This is a genomic window from Streptomyces griseus subsp. griseus (assembly GCF_000720255.1).
Taxonomy (GTDB): Bacteria; Actinomycetota; Actinomycetes; order Streptomycetales; family Streptomycetaceae; genus Streptomyces; species Streptomyces griseus_I.
Map to the genome: position 1 here is coordinate 53,373 of NZ_JOJE01000048.1, position 24,734 is coordinate 78,106.

General features: G+C 69.3%; 19 protein-coding genes and 3 pseudogenes. 4 read left to right on the forward strand and 18 right to left on the reverse strand.

Annotated elements, in window-relative coordinates; translation table 11 throughout:
- Positions 1–104 precede the first annotated feature (104 nt).
- The 7 genes and pseudogenes from IG99_RS37890 to IG99_RS37910 all read right to left on the reverse strand — a co-directional run bounded on the left by IG99_RS37890 (position 105) and on the right by IG99_RS37910 (position 5,955).
- Positions 105–1,145, reverse strand: a complete 1,041-nt coding sequence (locus IG99_RS37890; RefSeq protein ID WP_078948153.1) for a sugar ABC transporter substrate-binding protein — start codon at positions 1,143–1,145, stop codon at positions 105–107.
- A 215-nt stretch (positions 1,146–1,360) separates the two neighbouring features.
- Complete coding sequence (locus tag IG99_RS52180; protein ID WP_394298070.1) at positions 1,361–1,504, reverse strand: glycoside hydrolase family 95-like protein; 144 nt, start codon at positions 1,502–1,504, stop codon at positions 1,361–1,363.
- 86 nt (positions 1,505–1,590) lie between these two features.
- Positions 1,591–1,773 (reverse strand): annotated as a pseudogene (locus IG99_RS52185) (hypothetical protein); the annotation flags it as partial.
- 201 nt (positions 1,774–1,974) lie between these two features.
- Positions 1,975–2,907 carry a quinone oxidoreductase family protein gene (locus IG99_RS37895; RefSeq protein ID WP_037682446.1) on the reverse strand — a complete coding sequence of 311 codons (933 nt, stop codon included), beginning with the start codon at positions 2,905–2,907 and terminating at the stop codon, positions 1,975–1,977.
- Positions 2,908–3,051: 144 nt separating this feature from the next.
- Positions 3,052–3,921 (reverse strand): helix-turn-helix transcriptional regulator, encoded by an 870-nt coding sequence (locus IG99_RS37900; RefSeq protein WP_051866411.1) that lies wholly within the window; start codon positions 3,919–3,921, stop codon positions 3,052–3,054.
- Positions 3,922–4,033: 112 nt separating this feature from the next.
- Positions 4,034–5,407 (reverse strand): outer membrane protein assembly factor BamB family protein, encoded by a 1,374-nt coding sequence (locus IG99_RS37905; protein WP_037682447.1) that lies wholly within the window; start codon positions 5,405–5,407, stop codon positions 4,034–4,036.
- Positions 5,404–5,955 carry a SigE family RNA polymerase sigma factor gene (locus IG99_RS37910; RefSeq protein ID WP_037682448.1) on the reverse strand — a complete coding sequence of 184 codons (552 nt, stop codon included), beginning with the start codon at positions 5,953–5,955 and terminating at the stop codon, positions 5,404–5,406. The genes IG99_RS37905 and IG99_RS37910 overlap by 4 nt, the downstream gene beginning before the upstream one ends.
- Before the next feature lie 191 nt (positions 5,956–6,146).
- Between IG99_RS37910 and IG99_RS37915 the strand changes: the two genes are divergently transcribed.
- Positions 6,147–7,286, forward strand: coding sequence for a hypothetical protein (locus tag IG99_RS37915; RefSeq protein WP_037682449.1), 1,140 nt, complete (start codon positions 6,147–6,149; stop codon positions 7,284–7,286).
- Between the two features lie 280 nt (positions 7,287–7,566).
- Here IG99_RS37915 and dgoD read toward each other — a convergent pair.
- Positions 7,567–8,431 (reverse strand): annotated as a pseudogene (gene dgoD / locus IG99_RS37920) (galactonate dehydratase); the annotation flags it as partial.
- Between the two features lie 47 nt (positions 8,432–8,478).
- On the opposite strand from dgoD, the gene IG99_RS49830 reads away from it, so the two are divergent.
- Entirely contained in the window at positions 8,479–9,006 is a 528-nt protein-coding gene (locus tag IG99_RS49830) for a glycoside hydrolase family protein (protein WP_199815697.1), read from the forward strand.
- Positions 9,007–9,103: 97 nt separating this feature from the next.
- Here IG99_RS49830 and IG99_RS37930 read toward each other — a convergent pair whose 3' ends face one another.
- Positions 9,104–11,965 carry a glycoside hydrolase family 3 protein gene (locus IG99_RS37930; RefSeq protein WP_107056130.1) on the reverse strand — a complete coding sequence of 954 codons (2,862 nt, stop codon included), beginning with the start codon at positions 11,963–11,965 and terminating at the stop codon, positions 9,104–9,106.
- A gap of 310 nt (positions 11,966–12,275) precedes the next feature.
- On the opposite strand from IG99_RS37930, the gene IG99_RS37935 reads away from it, so the two are divergent.
- Both IG99_RS37935 and IG99_RS37940 read left to right on the forward strand, forming a co-directional pair.
- Positions 12,276–13,787 carry a glycoside hydrolase family 43 protein gene (locus IG99_RS37935; RefSeq protein WP_037682450.1) on the forward strand — a complete coding sequence of 504 codons (1,512 nt, stop codon included), beginning with the start codon at positions 12,276–12,278 and terminating at the stop codon, positions 13,785–13,787.
- A gap of 137 nt (positions 13,788–13,924) precedes the next feature.
- Positions 13,925–15,682 (forward strand): cellulase family glycosylhydrolase, encoded by a 1,758-nt coding sequence (locus IG99_RS37940; RefSeq protein ID WP_037682451.1) that lies wholly within the window; start codon positions 13,925–13,927, stop codon positions 15,680–15,682.
- A 52-nt stretch (positions 15,683–15,734) separates the two neighbouring features.
- Here the strand turns inward: IG99_RS37940 and IG99_RS37945 are convergent, their stop codons facing one another.
- The 9 genes and pseudogenes from IG99_RS37945 to IG99_RS37985 all read right to left on the reverse strand — a co-directional run bounded on the left by IG99_RS37945 (position 15,735) and on the right by IG99_RS37985 (position 24,734).
- The gene (locus IG99_RS37945; RefSeq protein ID WP_037682452.1) at positions 15,735–16,790 is read right to left on the reverse strand and encodes a LacI family DNA-binding transcriptional regulator; all 1,056 of its coding nucleotides are present in this window, start codon (positions 16,788–16,790) and stop codon (positions 15,735–15,737) included.
- Positions 16,791–17,087: 297 nt separating this feature from the next.
- Positions 17,088–19,379 carry an alpha-L-fucosidase gene (locus IG99_RS37950; RefSeq protein ID WP_234312092.1) on the reverse strand — a complete coding sequence of 764 codons (2,292 nt, stop codon included), beginning with the start codon at positions 19,377–19,379 and terminating at the stop codon, positions 17,088–17,090.
- Positions 19,380–19,878: 499 nt separating this feature from the next.
- Positions 19,879–20,205 (reverse strand): DUF1048 domain-containing protein, encoded by a 327-nt coding sequence (locus IG99_RS37955; protein ID WP_037682454.1) that lies wholly within the window; start codon positions 20,203–20,205, stop codon positions 19,879–19,881.
- Position 20,206: 1 nt separating this feature from the next.
- A complete protein-coding gene (locus tag IG99_RS37960) occupies positions 20,207–20,563 on the reverse strand; it encodes a DUF1048 domain-containing protein (RefSeq protein ID WP_037682455.1) in 357 nt (118 codons plus the stop codon).
- The gene (locus IG99_RS37965) at positions 20,560–20,886 is read right to left on the reverse strand and encodes a PadR family transcriptional regulator (RefSeq protein WP_037682456.1); all 327 of its coding nucleotides are present in this window, start codon (positions 20,884–20,886) and stop codon (positions 20,560–20,562) included. Before IG99_RS37965 ends, IG99_RS37960 begins: the two co-directional genes overlap by 4 nt.
- A gap of 588 nt (positions 20,887–21,474) precedes the next feature.
- Positions 21,475–22,033: pseudogene (locus tag IG99_RS37970) on the reverse strand (sigma factor-like helix-turn-helix DNA-binding protein); the annotation flags it as partial.
- A gap of 40 nt (positions 22,034–22,073) precedes the next feature.
- Positions 22,074–23,093: a zinc-dependent alcohol dehydrogenase gene (locus IG99_RS37975; protein WP_037682457.1), complete on the reverse strand. Its 1,020-nt coding sequence runs from the start codon at positions 23,091–23,093 to the stop codon at positions 22,074–22,076.
- A 71-nt stretch (positions 23,094–23,164) separates the two neighbouring features.
- Entirely contained in the window at positions 23,165–23,488 is a 324-nt protein-coding gene (locus tag IG99_RS37980; protein WP_037682458.1) for a putative quinol monooxygenase, read from the reverse strand.
- 109 nt (positions 23,489–23,597) lie between these two features.
- Positions 23,598–24,734 (reverse strand): EstA family serine hydrolase, encoded by a 1,137-nt coding sequence (locus IG99_RS37985; protein WP_037682460.1) that lies wholly within the window; start codon positions 24,732–24,734, stop codon positions 23,598–23,600.

Below are 24,734 nucleotides of genomic sequence, written 5' to 3' on the forward strand. Positions count from 1 at the left end.
GACTCGTCGTCGACGGCTCCAGGGCCTGCAACAACGGCGCGGAAGTGGGGCAACGACACCGGGTGAGGCCGCCGATGACCGAGTGGTTCTCGGCGGTGACCGGATCAGTGGGCGGGGTTGTTGCCCCACAGGTTCTGGTCGTCCACGTTCGTCTTGGTCACCAGCGGCGCGGGCAGCTGGTCCTCCAGACCGTTGGGAAGTTGGACGATGGTGGAACCGTGGTCGGTGCGCCCTGGCTCGAACGTCTTGCCCAGGGCCGCCGCTTTGGCGTAGTACAGGGCGTACTTGGCGTAGAGGTCGGCAGGCTGCGAGACGGTGGCGTCGATGTCGCCCCGGCGGATCGCCTGGAACTCCTGCGGGATGCCGTCGTTCGAGGCGATCACGATGTGCCCCGCCGAGCCGACGGGCTTGAGCAGCCCCCGCTCCTCGAGCAGGGACAGGGTCGGCTGCAGAAATGCGCCGCCGGCCTGCAGGTAGATGCCGTTGATGTCCGGGTGTCGGGCGAGCAGGGCCTTCAGCTTGGCGTAGGCGACCCCGCCGTTCCAGTCGGTGGCCAGCGGATGGACGGTGATGTCGGGGAAGTTCTTCTTCATGCAAGCGGCGAACGCCTCGGAGCGGTCACGCCCGTTGATGGAGTCCAGCGCGCCCTCGAGTTCGGCGACCCTGCCCTTGCCGCCGAGTTTTTTGCCGAGGAACTCGCATGCCTTGGTGCCGTACGCCCTGTTGTCGGCCCGGACCACCATGTAGACCTTGCCGCTGTCGGGCCGGGTGTCCACACTCACCACCGGAATGTGCTTGCTCGCCAGTCGGTCGAGTGTGGAGGCGATCGCGCCGGTGTCCTGCGGTGCCAGGACGATGGCCTCGGCGCCCACGGCCTCCAGGGCATGGACATTGGCAGCCAACTTGTCGGAGTCACCCCTGGAGTTGGTGATCGGCAGGGTATCGACGTCCAGGGCGGGGAGGTACCGCTTGGTGTAGTGGGCGTAGGAGCTCCAGAAGTCGGAGTCGGTGCGGGGCAGGTCGATGCCGATCGTGGGCCTGCCCGCGGAGTCCGCAGCAGTGCCGCGGTCGCACGCCGTGGTGGATCCCGCGACCAGTGCGGCTCCGGCCACTACGGCAGCGACACGCAGGTGGTTGGGCTTCATGTCCGTGCTCGTCTCATGGAGGTGCCCGTCATCGGATGTCTGGAGGCGTAGCGAGACGCTAGGACCAGTCACCGGGGTCGACAAGACTCCCCCGATGACTTGGTTGAATTCGTTATCTGAACCGCCCTCCAACCCGCGATGACAAACAGTACAGAGAGAGCTATCCAGACATACTGCGCTCAATTCATCGGAGGTCTTTCACTGATTCAGGTCTTTCACTGGCGTACGGGGCGTGGGATGTGGAGGCGGGCGCACGCCGGCCGGTCGTGCTGCCAGTCGATGTCGACGGTGACGCCGCCGCTGGTGCGCAGGCCGCGGACAGTGCCGCTGGGCCAGGCGTCCGACAGCGCGGGCAGCAGCCGCGGTTCGCGGTGTGGCTCTGCAGCAGCGTCTCGGCGACGGCGGTCGTGGCGCCGAAATTGCCGTCGATCTGGAAGGGCTCCGGTCGGTGCAGGTCGATGAGGTTGTCGGAGATGGAGACGGCCAGGAGCCCGCGCAGGCTCCGGTGTGCGAGGGCGCCGTCGCCCAGCGAGCGGCGAGGGGCGGCCCCCCAGGCAGGGCTCCAGCCGGTACCGCCGCCCCCTGCAGCGCCCTGGTCAACGCAGCATCCGCCGAATCCTGCGCTCACCGCCGCCGGGTCTGCCGCACTCCGGACGACGTCCCGCAAGCGCAAGCATGGCCGCTCTCAGATGCGCGGGCCCACCTACCGGGTCGCGAGGCGGGGCTGATTGCCGCCTGTGACCAGCGCCGTCTCGGCGACGAGCAGGGCGTCGAGGGCCGCGGCCTGTTCATCCTGGGAGTCGAAGTACCAAGGGCCGTCGCCCCGGTCTCACGGCACCAGGACGACCTTGCCCGTGGTGTGGCCGGTCATGATCTGACGATGCGCCGCGGCGGCTTCCCGCAACGGGTAACTGCCGGCGACCAGGATGCGCAGCCGCCCGGCCTCCGCGGCTTGGGTGAGCCGCAGGCGGGCGGCGGCGCGGATTTCCGTGCCGGGGTCCGCGCCGGGCCCGCCGCCGAGAAGCTTGATGCCTGTCTGGGCCCCGCGCTGGAACGCCGCGATGCTGGCGATACGCGCTCGATCCGCCACGAGTTCCACGGAGACGTCCACGGCCTCGTCGGTGCCCACCAGGTCGGCCGCCGCGTGGACGCCGTCCGGCGCCGCCGCGCGTACGCGGTCGGCCAGACCGGGCCCGTATGCGATCGGGATCGCTCCGAGGTCGCGCAGCAGGTCGTGCTTGGCCGGGCTGGCCGTTCCCAGGACGGTGGCGCCGCTCGCGACCGCGAGCTGCACGGCCACCAGACCGACCCCTCCGGCGGCACCGTGGATCAGCACCGTCTCTTCCTTGCGCAGGCCGATGGCTTCCAGGACGTGCACGGCGGTGACGCCGGTGACCATCAGGCCGCCGGCCTGCTCCCAGGACAGGCCGGCCGGCTTCGGGACGACTGATGCGGCCGGCACGACGAGCTCGGCGGCGTACGCGCCGGGCGCGCGATGGGCGATCACCTCGTCACCGACCGCGATCGGACCGGCGGGGCCGGTCGCCTGGGCGCCCACCGCGGTCACCACGCCGGCGGCTTCGGCACCGAGGCGGATCGGCAGGTTCGCGGGATCGGTGCCGAAAGCACCGCTGTACATCTTGTAGTCGAAGGGGTTGACCCCGGCGGCACGGACCGCGATGCGTACCTGGCCCGGCCCGGGATCCAGGACGGCTTCGTCGATCACCGACAACACCTCGGGACCGCCGTACGCGCTTGCCACTACTGCTTCGCTCATGACATAGGGCAACACGGTTCCGAAAAGGCTCATTCCCCCACCCGCCACTCGTTGAAGCCGGCCCTGAGTCCGCCGTGGACAGGACCAGGACACGCGCGCGGGGACAACCGGGAGGCTCGGCGCACGGGGTCATGCGGCACCGTCCAGCTCTGCTCTCGCCATGTCGATCCCAGCAGCCAGGGACCGCAGGGCGTGGTGGGTCCGGCTGCCGGGGTCGGCGGTCCACACGACGAGTTGTTGTTCGGGATCTTCCGCGCACGTGAAGGTGGACCGCTCGAACGTCAGGTCACCTGCCGCGGGATGCCGGAGCAGCCTGGTGCCGCCGGCCCGTACGGCGACATCGTGCGAGGTCCACCAGAGCCGGAACTGCGGGTCGAGCGTGGAAAGCTCTTCGACAAGCGCCGTCAGTCGAGGGTCGTGAGGATTCCGTCTGCTGTCCATGCGCAGGTGGGACACGGCGAGTCGGGCCATGTCCGTCCAGTCTCTGTACAGCACACGAATGGCGGGCTCGGTGAACAGCAGGCGAACGTAGTTGCGCTCCTCCTCGGGAACACGGGCGAAGTCCATCACGAGAGCGGCTGCCATGGCGTTCCACGCCAGAAGGTCTGTGTTGCGCCCGATGACGAACCCCGCCGTCAGCGTCATGTCGTCCAGCAGGTGCCGCAGTTGGGGATCGACCTCCTGCCGAGCGCTTCTGTCGGTCCTGGGCAAGGCGGTCTTCCCCGCAAGGGTCAGGACGTACGCGCGCTGGTCGCCGTCGAGGCGGAGCACCCGCGCGAGCACGTCGATGACGGTCTCGGACGCCTGGACGCGTCCCTGTTCGAGCCGCGTGTAGTAATCGGTGCTGATCGCGGCCAGCCGAGCGACTTCCTCACGGCGCAGACCGGGGACACGCCGCGGCTCCCCCTTGTGGGGCAGCCCCACCTCGCCGGGGCTCAGTTGTGCACGGCGCGCCTTGAGGAAGGCCCCCAGTTCGTCCAGGCTCGGCTCGCGTCGCACACTCACAGCTACGCACGTTGCCGGGATCCCGCGTACCAAACCAACCGTGCGCTGCATGGGGATCCCCCCGGATCGTGAGGTTCGAACTGCGACTTCCTCCCACCTCCGCCGACTACGATCCCGTCTTGGGCAGCACGGGCTCGATCCGGAAGAGCTCACCGCCGATCTGGCCGACGAGTCCGTGGTCGTAGACCATCAGCTCCGGCGCGACGCCTGCCTCGACCGGGCTCTTCGGCACCGGTACCTGGCCGCGCCAGCGGAGCGCGCCGCTGTCCAGGTCGACGCCCACCAACTGCCCGGACGGATCGAGGTAGTACGCCACCCTGCTACGGAGATCCACCGCGGCGTCGGAGGGCAGTTCCCGCATCCTGGGATCGCGCGGATCCTTGCGCAGGGTCAGTCCGAGATCACGGGTCCACAGCCGCTTGCCGTTATCCGCGGAGTATGCAACGGCGCTGCCGTTCTTGCCGAACGCCAGGATCACGCCGTCCGCGACCGCACCCATCGGCATGCCGTCGACCGGGTGCTGCGACACCTTGCCCGAGCCGAGGTCGACGCGGGTCAGGGTGGCGGGCCCGGGGTCGCTCAAGTACTCCTGTCCGCCGGCCAGACCGCCCAGCAGCACGGCATCCCCGTCCGTGCCCAGGTAGACCGTCTGGCCCTTGACGTTCGCCACGGTCCGCGCCTCGCCGGTCGCCGGGTCCAACCGCACGACGGTGCTGCGTTGCGGGGCTTTCTCGCTGTCCGGCGAGCACATCAAGTACGGGACGCCGTCGATTGCGGCCCGGTCGCAATCGGCCTGCTTCCATGAGTGCGTCCACAGCGTCCGGCCCGTCCTCTCGTCGAGCGCGGCCACGCTCTTGAAGGTCGGGGAGTTGGCGAGGACCCCGCCGTCGAAGAGCACGGCAGAGGAGCGGGAGCGGCTGTCGTCGGCAAGCTCGTGCTTCCACAGCACCCTCCGGCTGCCGATGTCGAGGGCGACGAGATCGGTGCCGGCTGTGGGGGCCCCCGGGGCGTGATCCGCGTACGTGTACAGCACGCCGTTGCGGACGCCGGGCAGTGACCCTGCCGGAGAGCTGCCGCCGTTCACGTCCTTCGCCTTCTGCTGCCACTGGACCTTTCCGGTACCGATGTCCACACCGATTCCGTCGTACCGCGCCCCGCGGCAGTAGACGGCCCCAGGGCCGGTGCTGCAGGCGTCCCAGGAGGTGCCGGGCATCGTGGTCTGCCACAGCAGTTTGCTCTGGTTGCTCATCCGCGAAGCCGGCGGCTGCTGTGCCCTGTTGTCGTCGCTCGCGCCAGTGGCAAGGACCCCGCCGAAGGCGATGCCGGCCAGGCCGAGGGCCGCACCGGTGACGCGCACGAGGTTGCGCCGCCGCCGGCGGCGGACGATGCGGTCGGCGATGTCCGCGGGAGCGCTGGGGCTTTCGGGAGTCCACCTGTGCAGGACATCCCGGATTGCGCGGTCCAGCTGGTCGGCGTTCATGTGTGGGCTCCCTTCGCCAAGCTGCTGTTCGGGGCGGTGGCTGCGGCCCGGGACGGAGCATCCAGCTCCGGCGCGAGACTGCGCAGACGGGCCAGCGACCGGTGGGTGGTGCTGCGCACCGTGCCCACCGAACAGCCCAGGGTGCTCGCCACTTCGGTCTCGGACAGGTCTTCGAAATAGCGCAGCACCAGCATCGTGCGCTGCCGTGGGGTCAGTCGGGCGAGCGCCTGGCCCACGGTGATCCGCAGATCGGCGGCGGACGTGCCGTCGGCGACGCCGACGTCCTCCGGCAGCGCGGCGAACGTCGCCTCGCGGTGCGGGCGCCGCAGTCGCCAACGGCTGATCTGATGCCGGTACATCACCTTGCGCACGTAGCCCTCAGGGTCGTCGATGTGCCGCCAGCGCCCCAGCGCCTTCATCAGCGCGATCTGCACAAGGTCCTCGGCCTCGTGCCGGTCGCCGCCGGTGAGCAGGTTCGCCAGGCGTAACAGGGTGCTCCACCGGGCGTCGACGAAGTCCCGGAATCTTGCGTGGTCCTGTGGATCCATGGGCCCTCCCGTTCCGTAACACCCCCAAGGACGCGCGACCCACACCCGATCTATGCCTGCCGTTCCGAGCTTCTTCCGCGGAGTCCCGCTCGCATGTCCCCGGATGCCCACAGGAAGCGACGCCCGCCCACCCTCACCAACCCCGGGGCCCATATGAGTAACGTCGACTGCCACACAGCGTTAAGTGTGCTGTGTCAAACTCCGTCACCGCCTCACCCACGCCCGCGCTGCCGTTCCTGCTGACGACGAAGCAGGGGCACGCGGCGCGCACGCTGCTCTCGTACGTGGCCGCCCTTCCGCTGTCCTCGCCTGACGCCCAACTCCTCGCGGTGACCGTGGCCATCCGGGCCGCCCGAGGCGGTGTCGGCAATCTGACGGGAATCGATCTGCGGTCCATGAAGCTGACCGACCCGGAACAGGTTGTCGCCGATCTGCGCGGCCTGGGCTGGCAGATCCCCGACCAGTTGCTGGTCGGAGACCCGGAGAGTCCCGTCTCCGTCACGGTGCCCGCCCTCACCGCTCAGTCCGACCACCCCTTGCCTTTCGGCAAACAGATGCGCTCGCGGGTATCCGGCTGGACCACACGCACACTGGCTGCCAAGCCGGTCAGGAAGGCCTCGCCGGCGACACGCCTCGCCGCCCTCTTCCTGGCCGCCCACGCCTCCTCCATGCTCAACGGCACACTGCCCAGTGACCTCCCCGGCGCATGCCGGACCGCCCTGCCCGACCTGCTGGTCAAGAATTTCCTCACCGACCTCTCCGGCGACCACTACCGCCTCGATGCGGGGGTCCGGCACCTGACCGGCCTCCTCCCCCACCCCGCCGACCCCGAGGAACCAGCAGCCCCGGCGCCGCCGCGGCGTGTCGCCGAGCAGCCTCAGATCAGCCCGGCGGAATGGGCCCAGTGGAAGGCCCAGGTCAGCCCCGCCCTGAGGCGGCACGCCGAAGCGGTCGAGAACTGCCCCGTGTGCAAGCTGCCCGCCGACCAGGTCGCGACCGCCTTCACCGCCACCCGCCCCCTCGTCCCGTCCCCGCGGCACGTGCGGGAGGCCTACGGTGTGTGGAAGGAGCAGCACCCTGAACGCGGCCCGCTGGCCGCGCAGTTCACCGTCGCCTTCCGCGCGGAACACGGCCACGGCCCCTCATACAACCAGCTGTGCACCGGCCTGGGCTGGAACCTGCCTCGCACCGTGCGCACGTTCATCGTGCGTCGGCTCCTCGCGAACGAGTGGCTGACCGAGACCGCGCCCAAGCCGTGGACACTGAGGCCGGGGAACACCGCCCAGGCCCACGGGATCTCCCTGCCGCCCCAGGTCCGGTCGCGGTCTTGATCCGTTGGGCACTGGTGCAGTGCCCTGGCCTGGCCGGCGCGGGGTGGTGGCCTTCGACGTGGGGTTGGGCAGGAGCCGGTCAAGCCACCCGCAAAGGCGGCCGGCGATGCACCTGCCTCCCCCATGAGATGGCCTGCGAGTAGCCCGCGGGGAACTCGGCCGCCCTCAAGCACCGCGCCCGGCTTGATGTGGTCCTGTCCGACGAGGCGTACTCATCCCGCGTGATCCGCGACCACCTGAATCCCAGCGGACCGACACCAGGGCCGGGCGGAGCCACGGGCTACCAGGAGGCCAGTGAGCCATCCGTGTTGCGCCAGACGGGGTTGCGCCAGCGGTGGCCGCGTTCGGCGGCGGCCCGGACGGCGTTCTCGTCGATGGTGATGCCGAGACCGGGCGCGGTCGGGCGGTCGATGTAACCGTCGCGGAACGTGAAGGGCGTGGTGTCGGCGAGGTAGTCCAGCAGCCCACTGCTGTCGCCGTAGCCGATGCCCAGGGCCTGTTCCTGAATGAGGAAGTTGGGGATCGCGAAGTCGAGTTGGAGGCTGGCCGCGAGGGCGATCGGGCCGAGCGGGCAGTGCGGGGCCACCAGGACGTCGTACGTCTCGGCCATCGCGGCGATCCGGCGGCTCTCGGAGATGCCGCCGGCGTGGCTGATGTCGGGCTGGGCCACAGCGATGCCGTTCGGAGAGCACCGAGCGGAAGTCCCAGCGGGAGTAGAGCCGTTCGCCGGTGGCGATGGGGATGGAGGTGGAGCGTGCCACGGCGCCGAGGTCGCCGGAGAACTCCGGGAGCACGGGCTCTTCGACGAAGAGCGGCAGGAGCGGTTCGAGGAGCGGCAGGACGCGGCGGGACATCGCCCCGCTGAACCGGCCGTGGAAGTCCAGTGCCAGGTCGCGCTCCGGTCCGATGGCCTCGCGGACCGCGGTCACCCCGGCCACGATGGCGTTGATCGCGGCGGGTGTGGCGAGCGGCTCCAGTTGGCCGCAGGGGTTCAGCTTGACCGCCGTCATGCCCTTGGCGACCTGCTCGGCCGCTGACTCGGCCAGTTCCTCGGGGGTTTCGCCGCCGACCCAGCCGTAGACACGCACCCGGTCGCGCACGTGACCGCCGAGGAGTTGGTGGACGGGGACGCCGTGGGTACGACCTCTTCTCTTGGATCTACCGCTCCACCCTCTCGCTCTCGTCCGGGAGAGTGATCGACGCCTGCGTCCTGCCGCTCCCCTCGGGCGGCTACCGCATGTGGTACAAGGACGAGGCCGATCACGCGCACACCTACGCGGCGGACAGCGCAGACCTGGCGCAGTGGACCGTCCGGGGCCCCGCCGTCGAGTGCTCGGCGCACGAAGGCCCGAACGTCTTCGAGCTCGGCGGCAGTTACTGGATGCTCGTCGACGAATGGCACGGCTTGCGGGTTCTGCGCTCGCGGGACCTGGAGACATGGGAACCGCAGGGACTCATTCTCGACCGCCCGGGGCAGGGCACGGACGACGCGACGTATGGATTCCACGCCGATGTCGTCACCAGCGAACTCGGCGCCTTCTTCTTCTACTTCACACACCCCGGACGAACCGACGAGGGCGCCGTACGGCACGGCGACCACAACGACCGCCGAAGCTCGATCCAGGTCGCCCGCCTGCGGGTGAACGGAGACACCCTCGTGTGCGACCGCGACGAAGCCCTCGAGGCCCCCATCCTGCCTCTCGAAGGGCCGGTCCGATGACACGAGTCCAGCGCCGTCGGTTCCCGCGAGGCCGGCGCCCGCCCTTCCCCCTGTCCGCAGGAAGCGCAGGCGTCCGTCCTTGGGAAGGCGGGGCTGGTCATGCGGCTCCGCCCCGGGTTTCCCCTCCGACTGCTTCCTCGTCGCGGGTGCCGTCCGCGGCCGAGTCGGAGCGGGCCGAGCCGAAGCGGAAGGAGGAGAGGCGGAAGTCACCGTGCAGCGTCAGCCGCAGGTCGTGGACACCGTCGCCGGGCACGGTCGCGTCGGCGGTCACCGTCGCCCAGGTGTAGCGGCTGCCCGTCGCCGGTACGGCCGACTCGGCCAGGAGCTGATCGCCGGCCCGGACCTCGATGCGTGCCTCACCGGACCCGTCGCCCTCGCGAGCGACCTCCGCCTCGAAACGGGCGGAGCCGGACAGGTCGACGGAGTCGAACAGCAGGGTGGCGGGGCGCGCGGGATCGGTCGGGGTGACCGCGTCGCCGGCGACGCGGGTGGCGTCGACGAGCGTGACGTTCGCATGGTCGTCGAAGTCGGCTGCCCGGCTGCGCCGGCCGACCACCACCCGGGGGGCCGGGGCCGCGCCGGTCACCGTCAACGATGCGGTCAGGACGACGTGTTCGGCGGAGCGGGCGATGAGGACCTCGTAGGCGCCGGGGTCCACGGTGAACGCGCCCGTGGCGACGTCCCAGTGCGCGAACCGCTCGATCGGCAGCCGGAAGGTCAGTTCCCGGCTCTCGCCGGGGGCGAGCCGTACCTTGCGGAAGTCGGCGAGCCGCAGCCGGGGCGCCTGGTAGCGCGCGTCCAGCGCCCGGACGTAGAGCTGGACCACCTCGCTGCCGGGCCGGTCGCCGGTGTTGGTCAGCGTCACCGAGACGTCGAGTGCGCCGTCCCGCGCCGGCGTCGACGTGGACAGCCGCAGGTCGCTGTGGGCGAAGGCGGTGTAGGACAGGCCGTGGCCGAAGGCGTACCGGGGTGCGCCGCGGTGGTACTGGTAGGTCCAGCCCGCCTTGATGACGTCGTAGTCGAGGGGGTGCGGGAGTTCGTCGTCGCCCCGGTACCAGGTCTGGGGCAGTCGGCCGGTGGGATCGGCCTCCCCAAGCAGTACGGCGGCCAGCGCGCCGCCTGTTTCCTGCCCGCCGTGGGAGGTCCACACCACGGCGGGCAGGTACTCGTCGGCCCAGTCGAGGGCGTAGGGGTAACTGCTCATGACGATCAGGGCGGTCTCCGGGCGGACCTCGGCGACCGCGCGCAGCAGCGCCTCCTGGGTGCCGGGCAGCGCGATGCCCGTACGGTCCTCGGTCTCGCGGCCGTTGATGAGCGGGTGGTTGCCGAGGACGACGATCGCGATGTCGGCGGCCTCGGCGGCCGTGCGGGCTTCGGCAGTGCCGTCCCGCAGCAGCTCCCGCCGCCAGCGTTCGGCGGCCTGCGGGGTCTCGGCGGTGACGGATACCCGGCCGTCCGCGGGGTCGACGACCGCGTAGCGACCGGTGAGGACGTTGCGCAGCAGCACACTGTCGGCGTCGTCGGCCGGGTCGGGCTCCAGGACGAAAGTCTCGTTGATGAACCAGGTCTTGATGACCTCGCGGTCCGCGACGAGCGAGTCGTCGTCCTTGCGGCTGAGACAGCGGCCGGTCTCGGCGTCGCGCAGGGTCAGCACACCGTCGCCCCACTCCGCGACGTCGTAGGCGGTACCGCCGAGCCGTTCGCCCGAGGTGCGGGAGCGCAGCGCGATACGGTCGGCGCCCTCCACGGTGACGACGTCGCCGCCGTCTCCGAGCGCCGCGCGCAGCCCTGAGGCGATGCCCACCCGGTAGGGCAGGGTGCCGCTGTACCAGTCCTCGTGCAGGCTGTCGGCGAGCGGGCCGATGACGGCGACGCGGGGTGCCCGCTCCGCCTGGAGGGGCAGCAGGCCGTCGTTCTTGAGCAGCACCACGGACTCGGTCGCGGCGCGCAGGGCGAGGGCGCGGTGCTCGGGAGAGTCGATCGTCTCGGGGCCGATACCGGTGTACGGGTCGAGGTCAGGGTCGAACTCGCCGAGCCGGAAACGGAGTTGCAGCTGGCGCCGGGCCGCGCGGTCGATGTCGTCCTCGTCGATCAGGCCGCGTTCCAGGGCTTCGCGCAGTCGGCCGACCACGGTCGAGCTGTCCTCGTTCTGGTCGGTGAAGCTGTCGATGCCGGCTTTCAGTGCCGCGGCGTGGCCTGCGGGGTGGTCGTCGAAGTAGTGCTCCTGCTCGACCAGGTTGGAGGGTGCTTCGGCGTCGCTGACGACGAACAGCTCGTGTCCGGTCGGCGCGGCCCAGCTGCGCAGTTCCGTCTCCAAGAGCGGACTGACGTGGCAGGGGCGGCCGTTGACGAGGTTGTAGGCGGCCATCGCGCCGGTCGCCGCGCCGGAGGCGACGATGGGGCGGAAGGCGGCCAGGTCGTACTCCTGCAGGACACGGGGGCGCAGGCCGGAGGAGGTGACGCAGCGGTCGTCCTCGTTGTTGTAGGCGAGGAAGTGCTTGAGCACCGGGGCCACGCGCAGGTAGGTCGGGTGGTCGCCGGACAGGCCGCGGCAGTAGGCGGTGCCGAGCCGGGCGGTGTGCACGGGGTCCTCGGAGTACCCCTCCTCGTTGCGGCCCCAGCGCGGGTCGCGCAGCAGGTTCACCACGGGTGCCCACGCCTGGAGACTGTGGGTGCCGACGCCGTTCGCGGTGGGGCGGTGGTGGTGGAAGGCGCGCAGTTCCACCGAGACGGCCTCGGCGACCTCGTGCACGAGGTCCTCGTCCCAGGTCGCGCCGAGCCCCACGGCCTGTGGGAAGACGGTCGCCTCGCCGAGCCAGGACACACCGTGCAGGGCCTCTGTGCCGGTGCGGAAGGCGGCGACGCCGAGGCGCTCCACGGCCGGAGCGTACTGGTGCAGCAGCGCGATCCGTTCGTCGAGCGTGAGCCGCGCGAGCAGGTCGTCGACGCGCTTGTTCATCGGCAGCGCCGGGTCACGGAACGGAAGCCGGCCGACGGCGGACGGGGACGGAGAACCCACGAGGCATACCCCTATGAGCAGGCTGGTTGCGAAGGAGTGAAGCGCTTCGACGCTGCCACCGGCGCCCTGGACTGTCAATGAGCGGGGAACAAGAAAGTTTCTCGGGGCTATCACCCTTGTTTCGCGAGAAACATGTCATTAACGTTCGCCGCCAGGTGAAGCGCTTCGACGCTCCGAAGGGGAAGGGCCATCGCAATGAACACTCGACGCCGCACCCCAAGCCACCAACGCATCGAAAGGACTTGACTGCGTGTCAGGCAAGCAGCAGGCGGAAGCCACCGTCAGCAACCCCGTGATCCCCGGCTTCCACCCGGACCCCAGCGTCTGCCGCGTGGGCGACGACTACTACCTCGTCTGCTCCAGCTTCGAGTACTTCCCCGGCGTCCCCGTCTTCCACAGCCGCGACCTGGTGCACTGGACGCAGATCGGCAACGTCCTGGACCGGCCGAGCCAGCTCCACCTCACCGCCGACACCCCGTCGTCCGCCGGTATCTACGCCCCCACACTGCGCCATCACGACGGCCGGTTCTGGCTGATCGTCACCAATGTGACCGAGGGCGGCGGCAACATCCTGGTCACCGCCACCGACGCCGCCGGACCGTGGTCGGACCCGATCCGCCTCCCCGGGGTGCCCGGCATCGACCCGGATCTCGCCTGGGACGAGGACGGCACCTGCTGGTGCACGGTCGCCGGGGTCGCGCAGGTCCGCATCGACCCGTACACCGGGGAGACCTTCGGCCCGCCGCACCGGATCTGGTCCGGCACCCCCGGCTCCAAGGCCCCTGAAGCGCCTCACCTGTACCGGATCGGCGACTACTGGTACCTGCTCATCGCCGAGGGCGGCACGGAGCGGTGCCACGGTGTCTCGATCGCCCGCGGCCGCACCCCCGACGGCCCGTTCGAGCCCTGCCCGGCCAACCCGGTCCTGACCCACCGCGGCACCGACCGTCCCGTCCAGAACACCGGCCACGCGGACCTGGTCCAGGGCCCCGACGGTTCGTGGTGGATGGTTCTGCTGGGCGTACGGCCGGGCGGTGGCACCCCGGGCTGGCACGTACTCGGCCGGGAGACGTTCCTGACACCGGTGACCTGGGTGGACGGCTGGCCCGTCGTCGGCGAGGCGTCGCCCGACCTGCCCGCGCCCGCCTGGCCGCTCGTCCCCGGCCCCGTCGAGCCCGGTCGGGACGACTTCGACCTCAGCGAACTGCGGCCGCAGTGGATCTCCCTGCGCGATCGTCCGGCGGAGCGCTGCACCACCAAGGAGCGCGCCGGATGGCTGACGCTCCGCGCCCGCGGCGGCTCCCTGGACGACCCCGACGTCATGTTCGTCGGCCGCCGCCAGCAGCACCCGGCCTGCCGGGTACGCACCCTCGTCGACGCGACGGAAGGACGCGGCGGCCTGGCCGTCCGGCTGGACGAGGAGCACCACTACGAGATCGAGGCGTCCGGTACGGAGGTGCGAATGCTGAGCCGCGTCGGCCCACTGAGCACCGTCGTGGCGTCCCGGCCGGTGCCCGCCGGTCCCGTAGTCCTCGGCATCCGGATTTCCCCAACCCCGGTGCGGGGCCCCCGCAGCGGGCCCGACACCCTCGCCCTCGGCATCGAGGAGCCCGACGGCACGTTCGCCCCGCTCGGCACCCTCGACGGCCGCTACCTCTCGACCGAGGTGGCCGGCGGATTCACCGGCCGGGTCATCGGCCTGTACGCCGCGAGCGGCACGGTCCACTTCGACTGGTACGACTACGAGCCGCTCGCCCCCTGATCCGTACGACCACGGGCCGCTCGCCCTTCGAACCGGCGCCGTGCCGAGAGCAACGAGACGACCGGCCCCCCTCGGCCACCTGCCGCTCCCTCCCCCCACGAGCGGATCCCCGCTCGGCCAACCGAGAAAGGTCAGAGATGAAGGGAACGCACCAACTCGCCGACGGCCGCCGTAGCCGCGGACCCGGCCGTGTGCTCGGCCTCCTGCTGGCACTGGTCGCCGCGATCGGGCTGACCAGCACCACCGCCCTCGCCGTACCGGCGCACAACGACGCGTCCGTCGTACGGCTCCCCCGGCTCGCCGCGAGCCCGATGGACACGGTGGCGGCGATGCAGCCCAGCTGGAACCTGGGCAACACCCTGGACGCCATCCCCGACGAGACGTCCTGGGGCAACCCCCTGACCACCAAAGCCCTGTTCGACACCATCAAAGCCCAGGGCTTCCGCAGCGTCCGCATCCCCGTGACGTGGACCGACCACCAGTCCTCCACCGCCCCCTACACCATCGACGCGACGTGGCTGAACCGCGTGAAACAGGTCGTCGACTGGGCCCTGTCCGACGGTCTGTACGTCGTGATCAACGTCCACCACGACTCGTGGCAGTGGATCGCCACCATGCCCACCGACCACGACAACGTACTGGCCCGTTTCAAGGCCTCCTGGACCCAGATCGCCGCCAAGTTCAGGGATTCCCCGCAGTCGCTGCTCTTCGAGAGCGTCAACGAACCGCAGTTCAACAACACCACGGACGCCCAGGGCAACCAGTACCTCAACGAACTGAACACCGCGTTCCACTCCATCGTGCGCCAGTCCGGCGGCAACAACGCGACCCGTCTGCTCGTGCTGCCCAGCCTTGGCTGCACGCCCTCCCAGGAGCGCATCGACCCCCTGGTCAACGAGATCAGGTCGCTGAACGACCCCAACCTCGTGGCCACCGTGCACTACTACGGCTGGTACCCGTTCAGCGTGAACATCGCCGGCGGCACCCAGTTCGACGCCACCTCGCAGAAGGACATGACCGACACCTTCGCCCGGATAGGCAACTCCCTCGTCTCCAAGGGGATCCCCGTCTACCTGGGCGAGTACGGCCTGCTCAACTACCCCGACTACAACCACCCCCCGCGTGTCGAACAGGGCGAGGCACTGAAGTACTTCGAGATGCTGGGCTACCAGGCCCGCACCACCGGGGTGACCACGGCCCTGTGGGACGCCTTCAACTTCCTGAACCGCTCCACACTGCAGTGGCGTGAGCCCGAGCTGATCAACCAGATCAAGTCGAGCTGGACGACCCGCTCGGGGAGCGCCTCCTCGGACCGTGTCTTCCTGGCGAAGTCGAGTGCGATCACCTCGAGGACACTCACACTGAACCCGAACGGCACCGCCTTCCAGGGCATGTGGCAGGGCAGAACCAAGCTCGTCCAGGGCCGGGACTACACCGTCTCCGGCAATCAGCTCACCCTCACGGCCACCGCGCTGACCCGGCTCGCCGGTAACCGCGCCTATGGGATCAACGCGACGATCGAGGCCCGCTTCTCCCGTGGCCTGCCCTGGAAGATCTACGTGACCACGTACGACAGGCCCGTACTCTCCAACGCGACCGGCACCACCGGCGGTCTCACCATCCCCACCCAGTACCGCGGTGACCAGCTGGCCACCATGGAGGCCAAGTACGCCGACGGCAGCAACGCCGGCCCGACGGACTGGACTCCCTACCAGGAGTTCAACGAGGCATTCTCCCCCGACTACCCGGGCAACGGCCTCATCCTGACCTCCAAGTTCGTCAACTCACTGCGTGACAGCACGCAGGCGACGCTCACCTTCCATTTCTGGAGCGGAGCCACCGTGACGTACCGCGTGACGAAGTCCGGAGGCTCGGTGACGGGAACCGTCGCCTGATCGTGCCTCGCCCCGGGTGCCTCCCCGGCACCCGGGCTCTCCCCCGGTCCGCTCAACTCTTCGGCGGAGCCGTGCTCTCGCGGACGGTGAGGGTGGTGGCGATCTCCACTCCGACCTGGGGCACGTCCTCGCCCCGGCCCAGTGCCAGCGCCAGTTCGGTGGCGGCCACCGCCATGTCGGCGAGGGGCTGGTGCACCGTGGTCAGCGGCGGATCCACCCAGGCCACGGCCGGTACGTCGTCGAAGCCCACCACGCTCAGGTCGTCCGGGATGCGCAGACCGAGTTCACGGGCGGCCTGGTAGACGCCGAGGGCCTGCATGTCGTTGGAGGTGAAGACGGCGGTGGGGCGATCGGACCGGGACAGCAGGTCACGGGCCGCGGTGCAGCCGTCCTCGCGGGTGAGGAGGGTCTTGACCATCAGGTTCGGGTCCACCGGCAGACCGGCTTCGGTGAGCGCCGAGACATAGCCGGCGGTCCGCGCGAGACAGAAAGGATGATCAGGTCCGGTGATCATGGCGATGCTCCGGTGCCCCAGTTCGATCAGGTGCCGGGTCGCGGCCTGGCCGCCCCTCCAGTTGGTGGCACCGACGAACGGCACGTCGTCGGGGAGTTCCCGGCTCGGGTCGAAGACGACGAACGGGATGCCCTTCGCCTTCAGCTGGTCCCTCTCTCCCTCCGACAGCCACGCCACCGACAGGACGCACTGTGGGCGCCGCCCCACGGTCTCGTCGATGGTCCTGACCGGTGTGTCGTGAAGACCGAACTCCGACACCAGGACACCGACCTTGTTCCTGCGGGCCGCCCGTTCGACGCCGCGGATGATCTCCACGGCCCACATGCTCTCCAGCTCGCGGAACACGAGCTCCACGAGGTTGCTGCGGTTCTTCGGCGGCTTGCGGTAGCCGTACCGCTGGATCAGTTCCTCGATGCGGGCCCGGGTCTCGTCCGACACGCCCGACCGGCCGTTGAGCACCTTCGACACGGTGGGGACCGAGACGCCTGCGGACTCGGCGATGTACGCGATGGTGACCGCTGCCGGCCCCTCACCGCCGGTGCTCTGTTCGTCCGGCTCTTCCGTGGAAGGTGCTTCTGATCGGTTGTCCGGCACGCGCCTTTCCCCATCCCCTCGCCCGGTGAAGCCGTCATTGTGGCACCCCTCACGCTACCCAGGGGTAGCGAAAGCATACCTGGACTTTCGTGGCTTCACAGAGGCCGCGAGAGGCGCCGCTACATGCCTGCTGACCAGTGCAGAAGGTGGACCACAACACCTCCCGCAAGACATGATCACCACGAGGAGCGTCGCGATACTTTCGCGTCGCGCAGAGGAGTGTCAGGCAGTCGAAGGACCTTCCCCAAGGGCCGGGAGGGCCGTGCCGTCTGGCGGCACGGCCCTCCCGGACACCGGTCAGAGGCTGACGAGTTGCCACTCCTGGTTGGTGCCGCTCCCGATGGGCCACTGGATGACGCTCGCACTGTCGTCGGTCGATCCGCCGGCGACGTCGGCACACCATCCCGTGTGGACGTTGACGAGCCGGTAGTAGCCGCTGGTGGCCGAGGGGACCAGCATCCACCACTGGCTGTCGTCACCGCTGTCGGTGCCCTGGGTCAGGGTCGCGCCCTGGATGGAGCTGGGACTCTGCAGGAGCTTGCCGCTCTTGACGTTGACCAGCCGCAAGGAACCATCGGTGTTCGGCAGGAGGCTCCACTGCTGGTTGGCCCCGCCGCCATAGGGATACTGAATGAGGGTCGCGCCGTCGGCGGTCGACGCGTTTTGGACGTCCAGGGCCTTGCCGCTCTTGCGGTTGATGACCTTGTAGGTGCCCAGGTCCGCGGTGAAGGGCCGGTCGTAGACCTCCAGACTGCGGATGGACGCCCACACGTTGGCCGGCAGGCCGGTGACGGTGACGCGGACGTAGCGTGCCTGGGCCTGGAAAACGGCCGCCTGGACCTGGCTGGTACTCGTTGTGGCGGTGTTGTCGACGAGTGTCGTCCAGGTGCTGTTGTCGGTGGAGCCCTCGATCTTGTACCGGTAGTTGGTCTTGTCCATCTCCCAGGCGATCCGGGTGCCGGTGAGCGACCGGGTCGAGCCGAGGTCGACCTTGAGCCAGTGACCGGTGTTGCCGTCGTTGGCGCACCAGCGGGTGGAGGTTTCCCCGTCGACCGCCTTGGTCGCGAGGTTGCCTTTGGACGTCTCCTGGCTGTCGGCGGTCGCGGTCTTGCCGGCGGCGATGTCGGCCGGCTGCACGGAGCGGTCCAGGGTTACGCCGACGACACTGTCCTGGGGGTGGGTGGTGCGGTCGATGCCGTTGATCGTGACGCGGCCGTCAGTGCTTACCGTGAACGCCAGGTTCCCGCCGGAGCGCACGTCGAAGACGCGTGTGACCTGGGCGTCGCCGATGGAGGGGGTGGTGAAGGTGGTGCCGCTGTAGCCGGGCAGCAGATGGGTGTAGAAGGTGTTGTCCTTGTAGGTGAAGCCGTACTGGCCGTCGACCGGGTTCCAGGGGCCGCCGCGCGTGTTGTAGACGGACTGGCCACAGGCGGTCATGAAGGTGCCGATCTGCCGCAGCAGACTCGCCTGGGCGGCGGGAACCGTGCCGTGCCGGTCCGGGCCGACGTTGACGATCGCGGTGATGTTGCGGATCCAGCAGTTGACCAGGATGTTCATCGCCGTGCCGTAGCTCATCACGGACGCCGAGGAGTTGTAGCCCCAGGACCCGCAGACGGTGAACGCCTTCTCGACGAGCCTGCCGGTGCGGATCGCCCCGCTGGGGACCGAGCCGCCCTCGTCGCTGTCGTAGTCGCCCATCCAGCCGGAGCGTGAGGTGGCGACGATGTCGGGCTGGTGCTTGCGGACCATGCCCATCAGGCCCAGCGGCTTGCCGCTGGCGTCCTTCTCACCGTAAGTGTCGTCGACGAGCCACTGGTTGGCGGTGTCACGGAACTGGCCGGGCTCCCAGAAGAACTCGCCGGAGGCGTCGCTGCCCTGCTCGGCGATCCACCCGCCGTCCCACCACAGGTCGTCGATCACGCCGTACTGGGTGACCAGCTCCTTGACCGACTCGTACACCTCGGTCTTCATGATCCGCGCGTTCTCCTTGTGCGCGGGATCGGTGGTGTAACCCCAGGGGTTGGTCGCGCAGTTGGTGCCGGTGACGTCGTAGTAGCCGGGGTAGCGCCAGTCGATGGGCGAGTAGTACAGGCCCACCCTCAGTCCGGCCGCCCGCACCGCCGACACGTAGTCAGCGACGAAGTCACGGCTCAGCGGTGCCTGACCGGAGTTCCAGCTGTTGGGGTGGTTCAGCGGCCACAGCGCGAACCCGTCGTGGTGGCGGGTGGTCAGCGTCGTGTACTTCGCTCCGAAGTCCTTCGCCAGCTGCGCCCAGGCCGTCGGGTCGAAGGCGTCCGCGGTGAACTGCTGACTCGTGGCGTCGGTGACGAACTTCTGGTAGTCCGTCGGCGTGACGGGCGCGTTGTGCATGTACCACTCACCCTTGGCCGGGCCCGAATACACACCCCAGTGGATGAACATGCCCAGCTTGGCGTCCTGCAGCCACTGGACCTTGGAGTTCGGCTGCTGCTCCACGCCCATGTCGACCTTGGGGATACGCAGCGGAGGCAGCGGCAGTGGGGTGGCGGCCGTCGCCGCGAACGCGGGCGTCGCCCCCGCGAGGGAGCCGACCGTGGCAGCCACTGTCATGGCCGCCATGCCGGCGAGAACTGATCTTCTGGAGATGGATTCCGGCACCGTGGTTCATCCTGTTCGATCGCAGGGTGGCAGCGCGGCTCGGCCAGTGGGTCCGGGCCCGTAAGAGCCTCGGACCCACGGCCCGCTCCACTGAGACATCGGATGGATTAACGGATAAGACGAGTGCCCCTGTCTAGCCGTGTGCAGCATTTTTCTCCGCTGTCCCCTTGCATGATCCCCCGAGCGGAAGACTGACGACTGGGACCAACATCGGATGTATTGAAGGATTGACGGGGTTGCTGCCGCGCCCTACCGTGCTACACGGAAACACACAACTTCTGTCAATTACCCACGTTCGTTTGTCCATCGATGCCACACCAAAGGCCCACGCGCCGTTTCTTCGCAGGCTGCACCATCCGCGATGCTGCCCGGGGGGCCGCAGCCGCTGTGGTTGTGGCGTGAACCCCGCGCAGTGGAACCCGGTCAGCGTCGCGAACCGGTCCGGCGGCTGTCACTTCCTGGCCGCGCCGGGTTCCCCGCTGATGGATTCCTGGCAGGCATCCGCGTAGGTGGGAGAGTCCTTGATCAGGTCGTCGCAGAACGCGGCGACGTCCGTGCCGATGAGTTCCAAAACTCCCTTGCCCGCGGCGACGCCCCCCTCGAAGAAGTCGACGATTCCAGGGAGGAGGGGCCCGTCGGACAGGCTGACCGGTCCGACCTTGAACAGGTACTTCTGCATCTCCTTATAGACGATCTGGTAGTCCGGCGGGAGCGCCTTGACCCGGGCAACGTGCGCCCGCCACTGTTTCTTGCCTTCGATGATGTCTTGGATGGTCACGTCAGCCTCCCAGCCGGCTCATTTTCCTTGCGACGTTCCTGTTCAACTGCTCGCGCCACCGGTCGCGATGAGTCCGGGCCCCTGCTCCGCCGGCCAGCGCCGTGCAGAAGCCCTGGATGTCGTCGCCGAGCACCTCGTGGACGCTCTGCCCGTCCGCTGCCGACACTTCGAGCAGCCCCAGGGCGGAGTCGAGGATCGGTGTCAGGTTGCGGCCGGTGAAGTCCCCGTAGGGGAAGAGATGGGCGACGATCTGGTCCCACGCCGCCCGGTAGTCGTCCGGCAGAGCCTCGACCCGTGCTCCGAACGCCTTCCAATCCCGGGTGAGATCGCTGCCTGTGACCTTCTCCCAGAAGTTCATCTCCCGCCCTCCTTGAGCCTGTCGATGCGTGATGAGAGGTACTGCCACTTCGCCCAGAACTTCGCGAGTTCCTCGCGTCCGGCGTCGTTGAGCGCGTAGAACTTGCGCGGCGGACCGACCCCGGATGGACGTTTCGTCACTTGGACGAGCCCGTTCCTCTCCAGCCGCAGCAAGATCGTGTACACCGTCCCCTCGATGACGTCGGCGAAGCCGAGCCCGTTCAGCCGGCGAGTGATGGCGTACCCGTAGGTTTCCTCGCTGCCGATGATTTCGAGCACGCATCCTTCGAGCGTGCCCTTCAACATCTCCGTCAGGTCGTCCATCCGGTGCCCCTCAGCCCTGCCGGTACTACGTGATACCGAGTACCACTATACGGTATCACCGAGTAGCGGAACGGCAACGCTGCTGCCCGGTCACCGGTTGAGCTGACGGGTGGGCCGTTGCACGTCAAGATGTCGAACTTGACACGCTCGTGGACGTCGCCGACGCCGCCCTCGGTCTGCTCTCACCTGATGCCCCGGTCGGTATCGCGCTGGATGCCAACACCCTGACCCGAGGTGGCTCCCGGAGAACTCGACATCCGTGGTGGCACTGCCGCCCACTCGCCGTTCCTGTCGGTGTCGGGCCGAGTTACGGACATCGTCACGAAGCTGGGCTGACACCAAGATTCGCGATGGCGCCACATCTCTTGCCCCAGAGAAGTGCCTGTGCGCCCATCCTCTCGGATCGCCGCGGTCAGTCCCTCGGGGACGCCGGCGCTTCAGTTGTTGACGAGGATGTCACGGCGCGGTCGGTGGTCCAGAAGGTGCCATCGGGGTAGTGGTATTCGGTGATGGAGTCGTGTCGCATGGTGGCGGAGAAGCCGGGTGCGAGGGGGGCGGTGTAGTGGCCGTCGCGGATCACCACCGGGTCGGGGTGCCGTCCTCGCGCCAGGACATGATGCCGGGCGTGCCGTTGACGAGCGCCGCCCGCCCCTGTGTGGCTGCGTCGGCGGACAGCCGCGCGCCGGCCGCGACCTTGCTGGCGCCGAGGGTCACGACCACGCCGGACGGGGTGTCGACGGTCAGTTTCACCTGAGGGTCGAGTACCCGCAGCAACTTCTCGAAGTCGCCACGGCGAGCCGCCGCCAGGAACGCTTGGACCACATCCCGCTGCTCCCGTCCGACGCCGGTCGGCCGCTCGGACGTCTGCACCTTCCTGCGGGCCCGGCTGGCGAGCATCTTGGTGGCGGCGGTGGACTTGCCGAGGATCTGGCCGATCTCGTCGAACGGCACCGCGAACAGGTCGTGCAGCACGAACGCCAGCCTCTCGCTCGGCCGGAGCGACTCCAGGACGACGAGGAGCGCGAGCCCGACCGAGTCGGCGAGCACGGCGTCGTCCTCGGGAGCAGGACTGTCGTCGAGCGTGACCACGAGTTCGGGACAGACGGTCGTCGTAGGACGCCTCCGGGCGGGCCTGGCGCGATCGCAGGCTGGACCTGGTGAGCCGCCGACCATCAGCCGCGATGGTCTCAGTTCTCCAGCACGAAGATCGGCTTGTGGCCGGCGTGGCCTGAGGTCAGTACTTCGGGGATCTCGTCCCAGTCGTGGATTCCGCTCGTGACCAGCTCGGGGTGGAGCGTGCCGGCGGCCACCGCTTCCAGGGTCGGTGTCATGTTCGGCCGGGCGTGGCCCTTGCCGTTGTGGAAGTGGACTCCACGCTGATACAGCGCGAGCAGCGGGAGTTGGACCTCGTCGAAGTAGATGCCGACGCTGTTGACGTACCCCTCGGGCATGACCGACAGCAGCGCCTTGCGCAGTCGCTCGGGGTCGCAGCCGGCGTCCACGGCGAGGTGGAAGTCCTTCTCGCGCTTGCCGCGGATGTCGTGGACCTCGGCGCCGAGTTGCTCGGCGACCTTCATCCTGACCGGGTCGTCGTCGTAGTAGACCGTGCGGGCGTTGGCGCAGTGGACCGCGACGTCGACGCAGTACAGGCCGATGGAGCCGGTGCCGCCGAAGACCGCGATCTTCGGGTCGGAGATCCCGGCGACGGTCGGCATCACCGTCTCCCAGCCGAGGGCGAGGTTGTCGCCGATCGACGCCAGGTGCACGGGGTCGACCCCCGCGGGCAGCTTGGCGAGGTTGAAGTCCGCGTAGGGCACGCGGATGAGTTCGTCGAAGGTCCCGCCCCAGGCCCCGTTCACCGGAAGGCCGTACTGGGCGTCACCATGCAGGAGACAGCGGGCGGTATGCCCGAGCTTGCACTGCGCGCAGGTGCCACACGCGATGTGCCACGCGACGCCGACGACGTCCCCCACCGCGACGTCCGTGCAGTCGGGGCCGACCTCGACCACCGTGCCCACGCATTCGTGGCCCATCGGGAACGGGCCGAATCCGGAGAACGGGGTCTTGTCGTCGATGACATGGTGGTCGAGATCGCACGTCGTCGCCGCGAGCGGGCGTACCAGCGCGTCCGTGCCCTCGACGATGGTGGGGGCGTCGACCTCGTCGAAGCGCAGTTGCCCAGGGGCGACGAACATCAGGCTCTTCATGGGAAAGCTCCTCGGTTGCATCGGGGATCCGGGCCGGACGGCGCGTCCGTCGGCCCGGTGCCCGCGTACGGTCAGATGGCGCCGGACTCCGGGGCGCCGACGGGGATCGCCTCCAGGAAGAGCGCCTCCGGGGGGCCGGCCAGTGCCTGTGCCAGGGCGACGCCGATCTCACGCATCGCGGCGCCCTTCATGTGCGCGCCCAGTGCCTCCTGCGAGGCCCACTTCTCGATCATGACGAACTCACCGGTGGCGCCGGCCTTGCGGTGCAGCGCGTACAGCAGGCAACCGGGTTCGGCGTGCACCGCGGGTATGGCCGCCCTGAACGTCTTCTCGACCAGCTCTTCCTGGCCCGGCTTGGCGACCAACGTGGCCACCAGGACTACCGGCTCGGACATGGGTACACCTCTCTCGATATAACACTCGTCATAATCATGGCAGATGTCGCGGGCCACTGGTCACAGCGGCTGGTTTTCCTGAGGACCGGCGAAACTCACTGGAGCACCTTCAGTCCAGGGCCCCGAAAGCGGCGTTGACGTACTGGGCCGTGCGGTCGCTGCCGAGCAGCCCGGTGCCCATGTTGTTCATGACGTACGAGATCGCGGCCCGGCGGTCGGCGTCGATCACGACCACCGATCCGCCCCAGCCCACCCAGAAACAGATCCGTCCTGGTGGGAGATACGGCACCGCCGGGGACGGCAGTGCGAACCCGATGCCGAAGCGCAGATGCGCCCCGAGCACCAGGTCCGGTCCGTCGGTCTGCTGATCGAAGATCAGGTCGATGGTCCGTGGCGACAGCAGGCGTACGCCGTCGAGCGTGCCCCCGCAGGCGATGACGGAGTGGATCCTGGCCAGCGACCGGGCGTTGCCGTGGCCGCTGGCCGCACCGATCTGCGCGCGACGCCATTCGGGACGCCACGACTCTTCGGCACCGCCCAAGGGACCGGTGAAGGTCTTCATCGCCACACCGTTCGGATCGGCGCCGGCGAGATCGCTCGAGCGGAACGGTGGCGGAACGACATCGGCGACCCTGGCGAACTCGGAGTCCGGCAGACCGATGTGGAAGTCGGCGCCGAGCGGACCTGCGATCTCCTCGGCGACGAACCGCCCCAGGGTGCGCCCGTCGATACGCCGGACCAGCTCGCCCACCAGATGCCCGTAGTTGAGCAGGTGATAGCCGGACGCCGTGCCCGGAGACCACCACGGCGCCTGCGCGGCCAACCGGGCCGTCGACACCGGTACGTCACGGACGTCCGCGACGGTCACGGGCCGGTCCCACCCCGAGACGCCGGAGGTGTGCGACAGCAGGTGCCGGACCACTACACCCTCCTTGCCGCGCGCGGCGAACTCCGGCCAGTACCGGGCCACCGGCGCGTCGACGTCGAGCAGTCCTCGCTCCACCAGCAGCAGCGCGGCCAGGGACGTGACCGTCTTCGTGCACGACCAGACGTTCGTGATCGTGTCGCGCCGCCACGGCGCCGTACGGCCCTGGTCGGCCCATCCGCCCCACAGGTCGACCACCGGCTCCCCGTCGACCTGGACCGCGATCGAGGCGCCGAGTTCGTCGCCCGTGTCGAGGTTCTCCGACAACCACGCCGCCACCTCCGCGAAGCGCTCGTCGCACACTCCGTGCAGATCCGCCAC

Excerpts from the sequence above, each read along its gene's own strand:
- IG99_RS37975 (WP_037682457.1), bottom strand. The coding sequence starts at position 23,093 with ATGAAGAGCCTGATGTTCGTCGCCCCTGGGCAACTGCGCTTCGACGAG.
- IG99_RS37905 (WP_037682447.1), bottom strand. The coding sequence starts at position 5,407 with ATGAACGCCGACCAGCTGGACCGCGCAATCCGGGATGTCCTGCACAGG.
- IG99_RS37940 (WP_037682451.1), top strand. The coding sequence starts at position 13,925 with ATGAAGGGAACGCACCAACTCGCCGACGGCCGCCGTAGCCGCGGACCC.
- IG99_RS37910 (WP_037682448.1), bottom strand. The coding sequence starts at position 5,955 with ATGGATCCACAGGACCACGCAAGATTCCGGGACTTCGTCGACGCCCGG.
- IG99_RS37965 (WP_037682456.1), bottom strand. The coding sequence starts at position 20,886 with ATGGACGACCTGACGGAGATGTTGAAGGGCACGCTCGAAGGATGCGTG.
- IG99_RS37930 (WP_107056130.1), bottom strand. The coding sequence starts at position 11,965 with ATGAACAAGCGCGTCGACGACCTGCTCGCGCGGCTCACGCTCGACGAA.
- IG99_RS37980 (WP_037682458.1), bottom strand. The coding sequence starts at position 23,488 with ATGTCCGAGCCGGTAGTCCTGGTGGCCACGTTGGTCGCCAAGCCGGGC.
- IG99_RS37960 (WP_037682455.1), bottom strand. The coding sequence starts at position 20,563 with ATGAACTTCTGGGAGAAGGTCACAGGCAGCGATCTCACCCGGGATTGG.
- IG99_RS37890 (WP_078948153.1), bottom strand. The coding sequence starts at position 1,145 with ATGAAGCCCAACCACCTGCGTGTCGCTGCCGTAGTGGCCGGAGCCGCA.
- IG99_RS37950 (WP_234312092.1), bottom strand. The coding sequence starts at position 19,379 with ATGACAGTGGCTGCCACGGTCGGCTCCCTCGCGGGGGCGACGCCCGCG.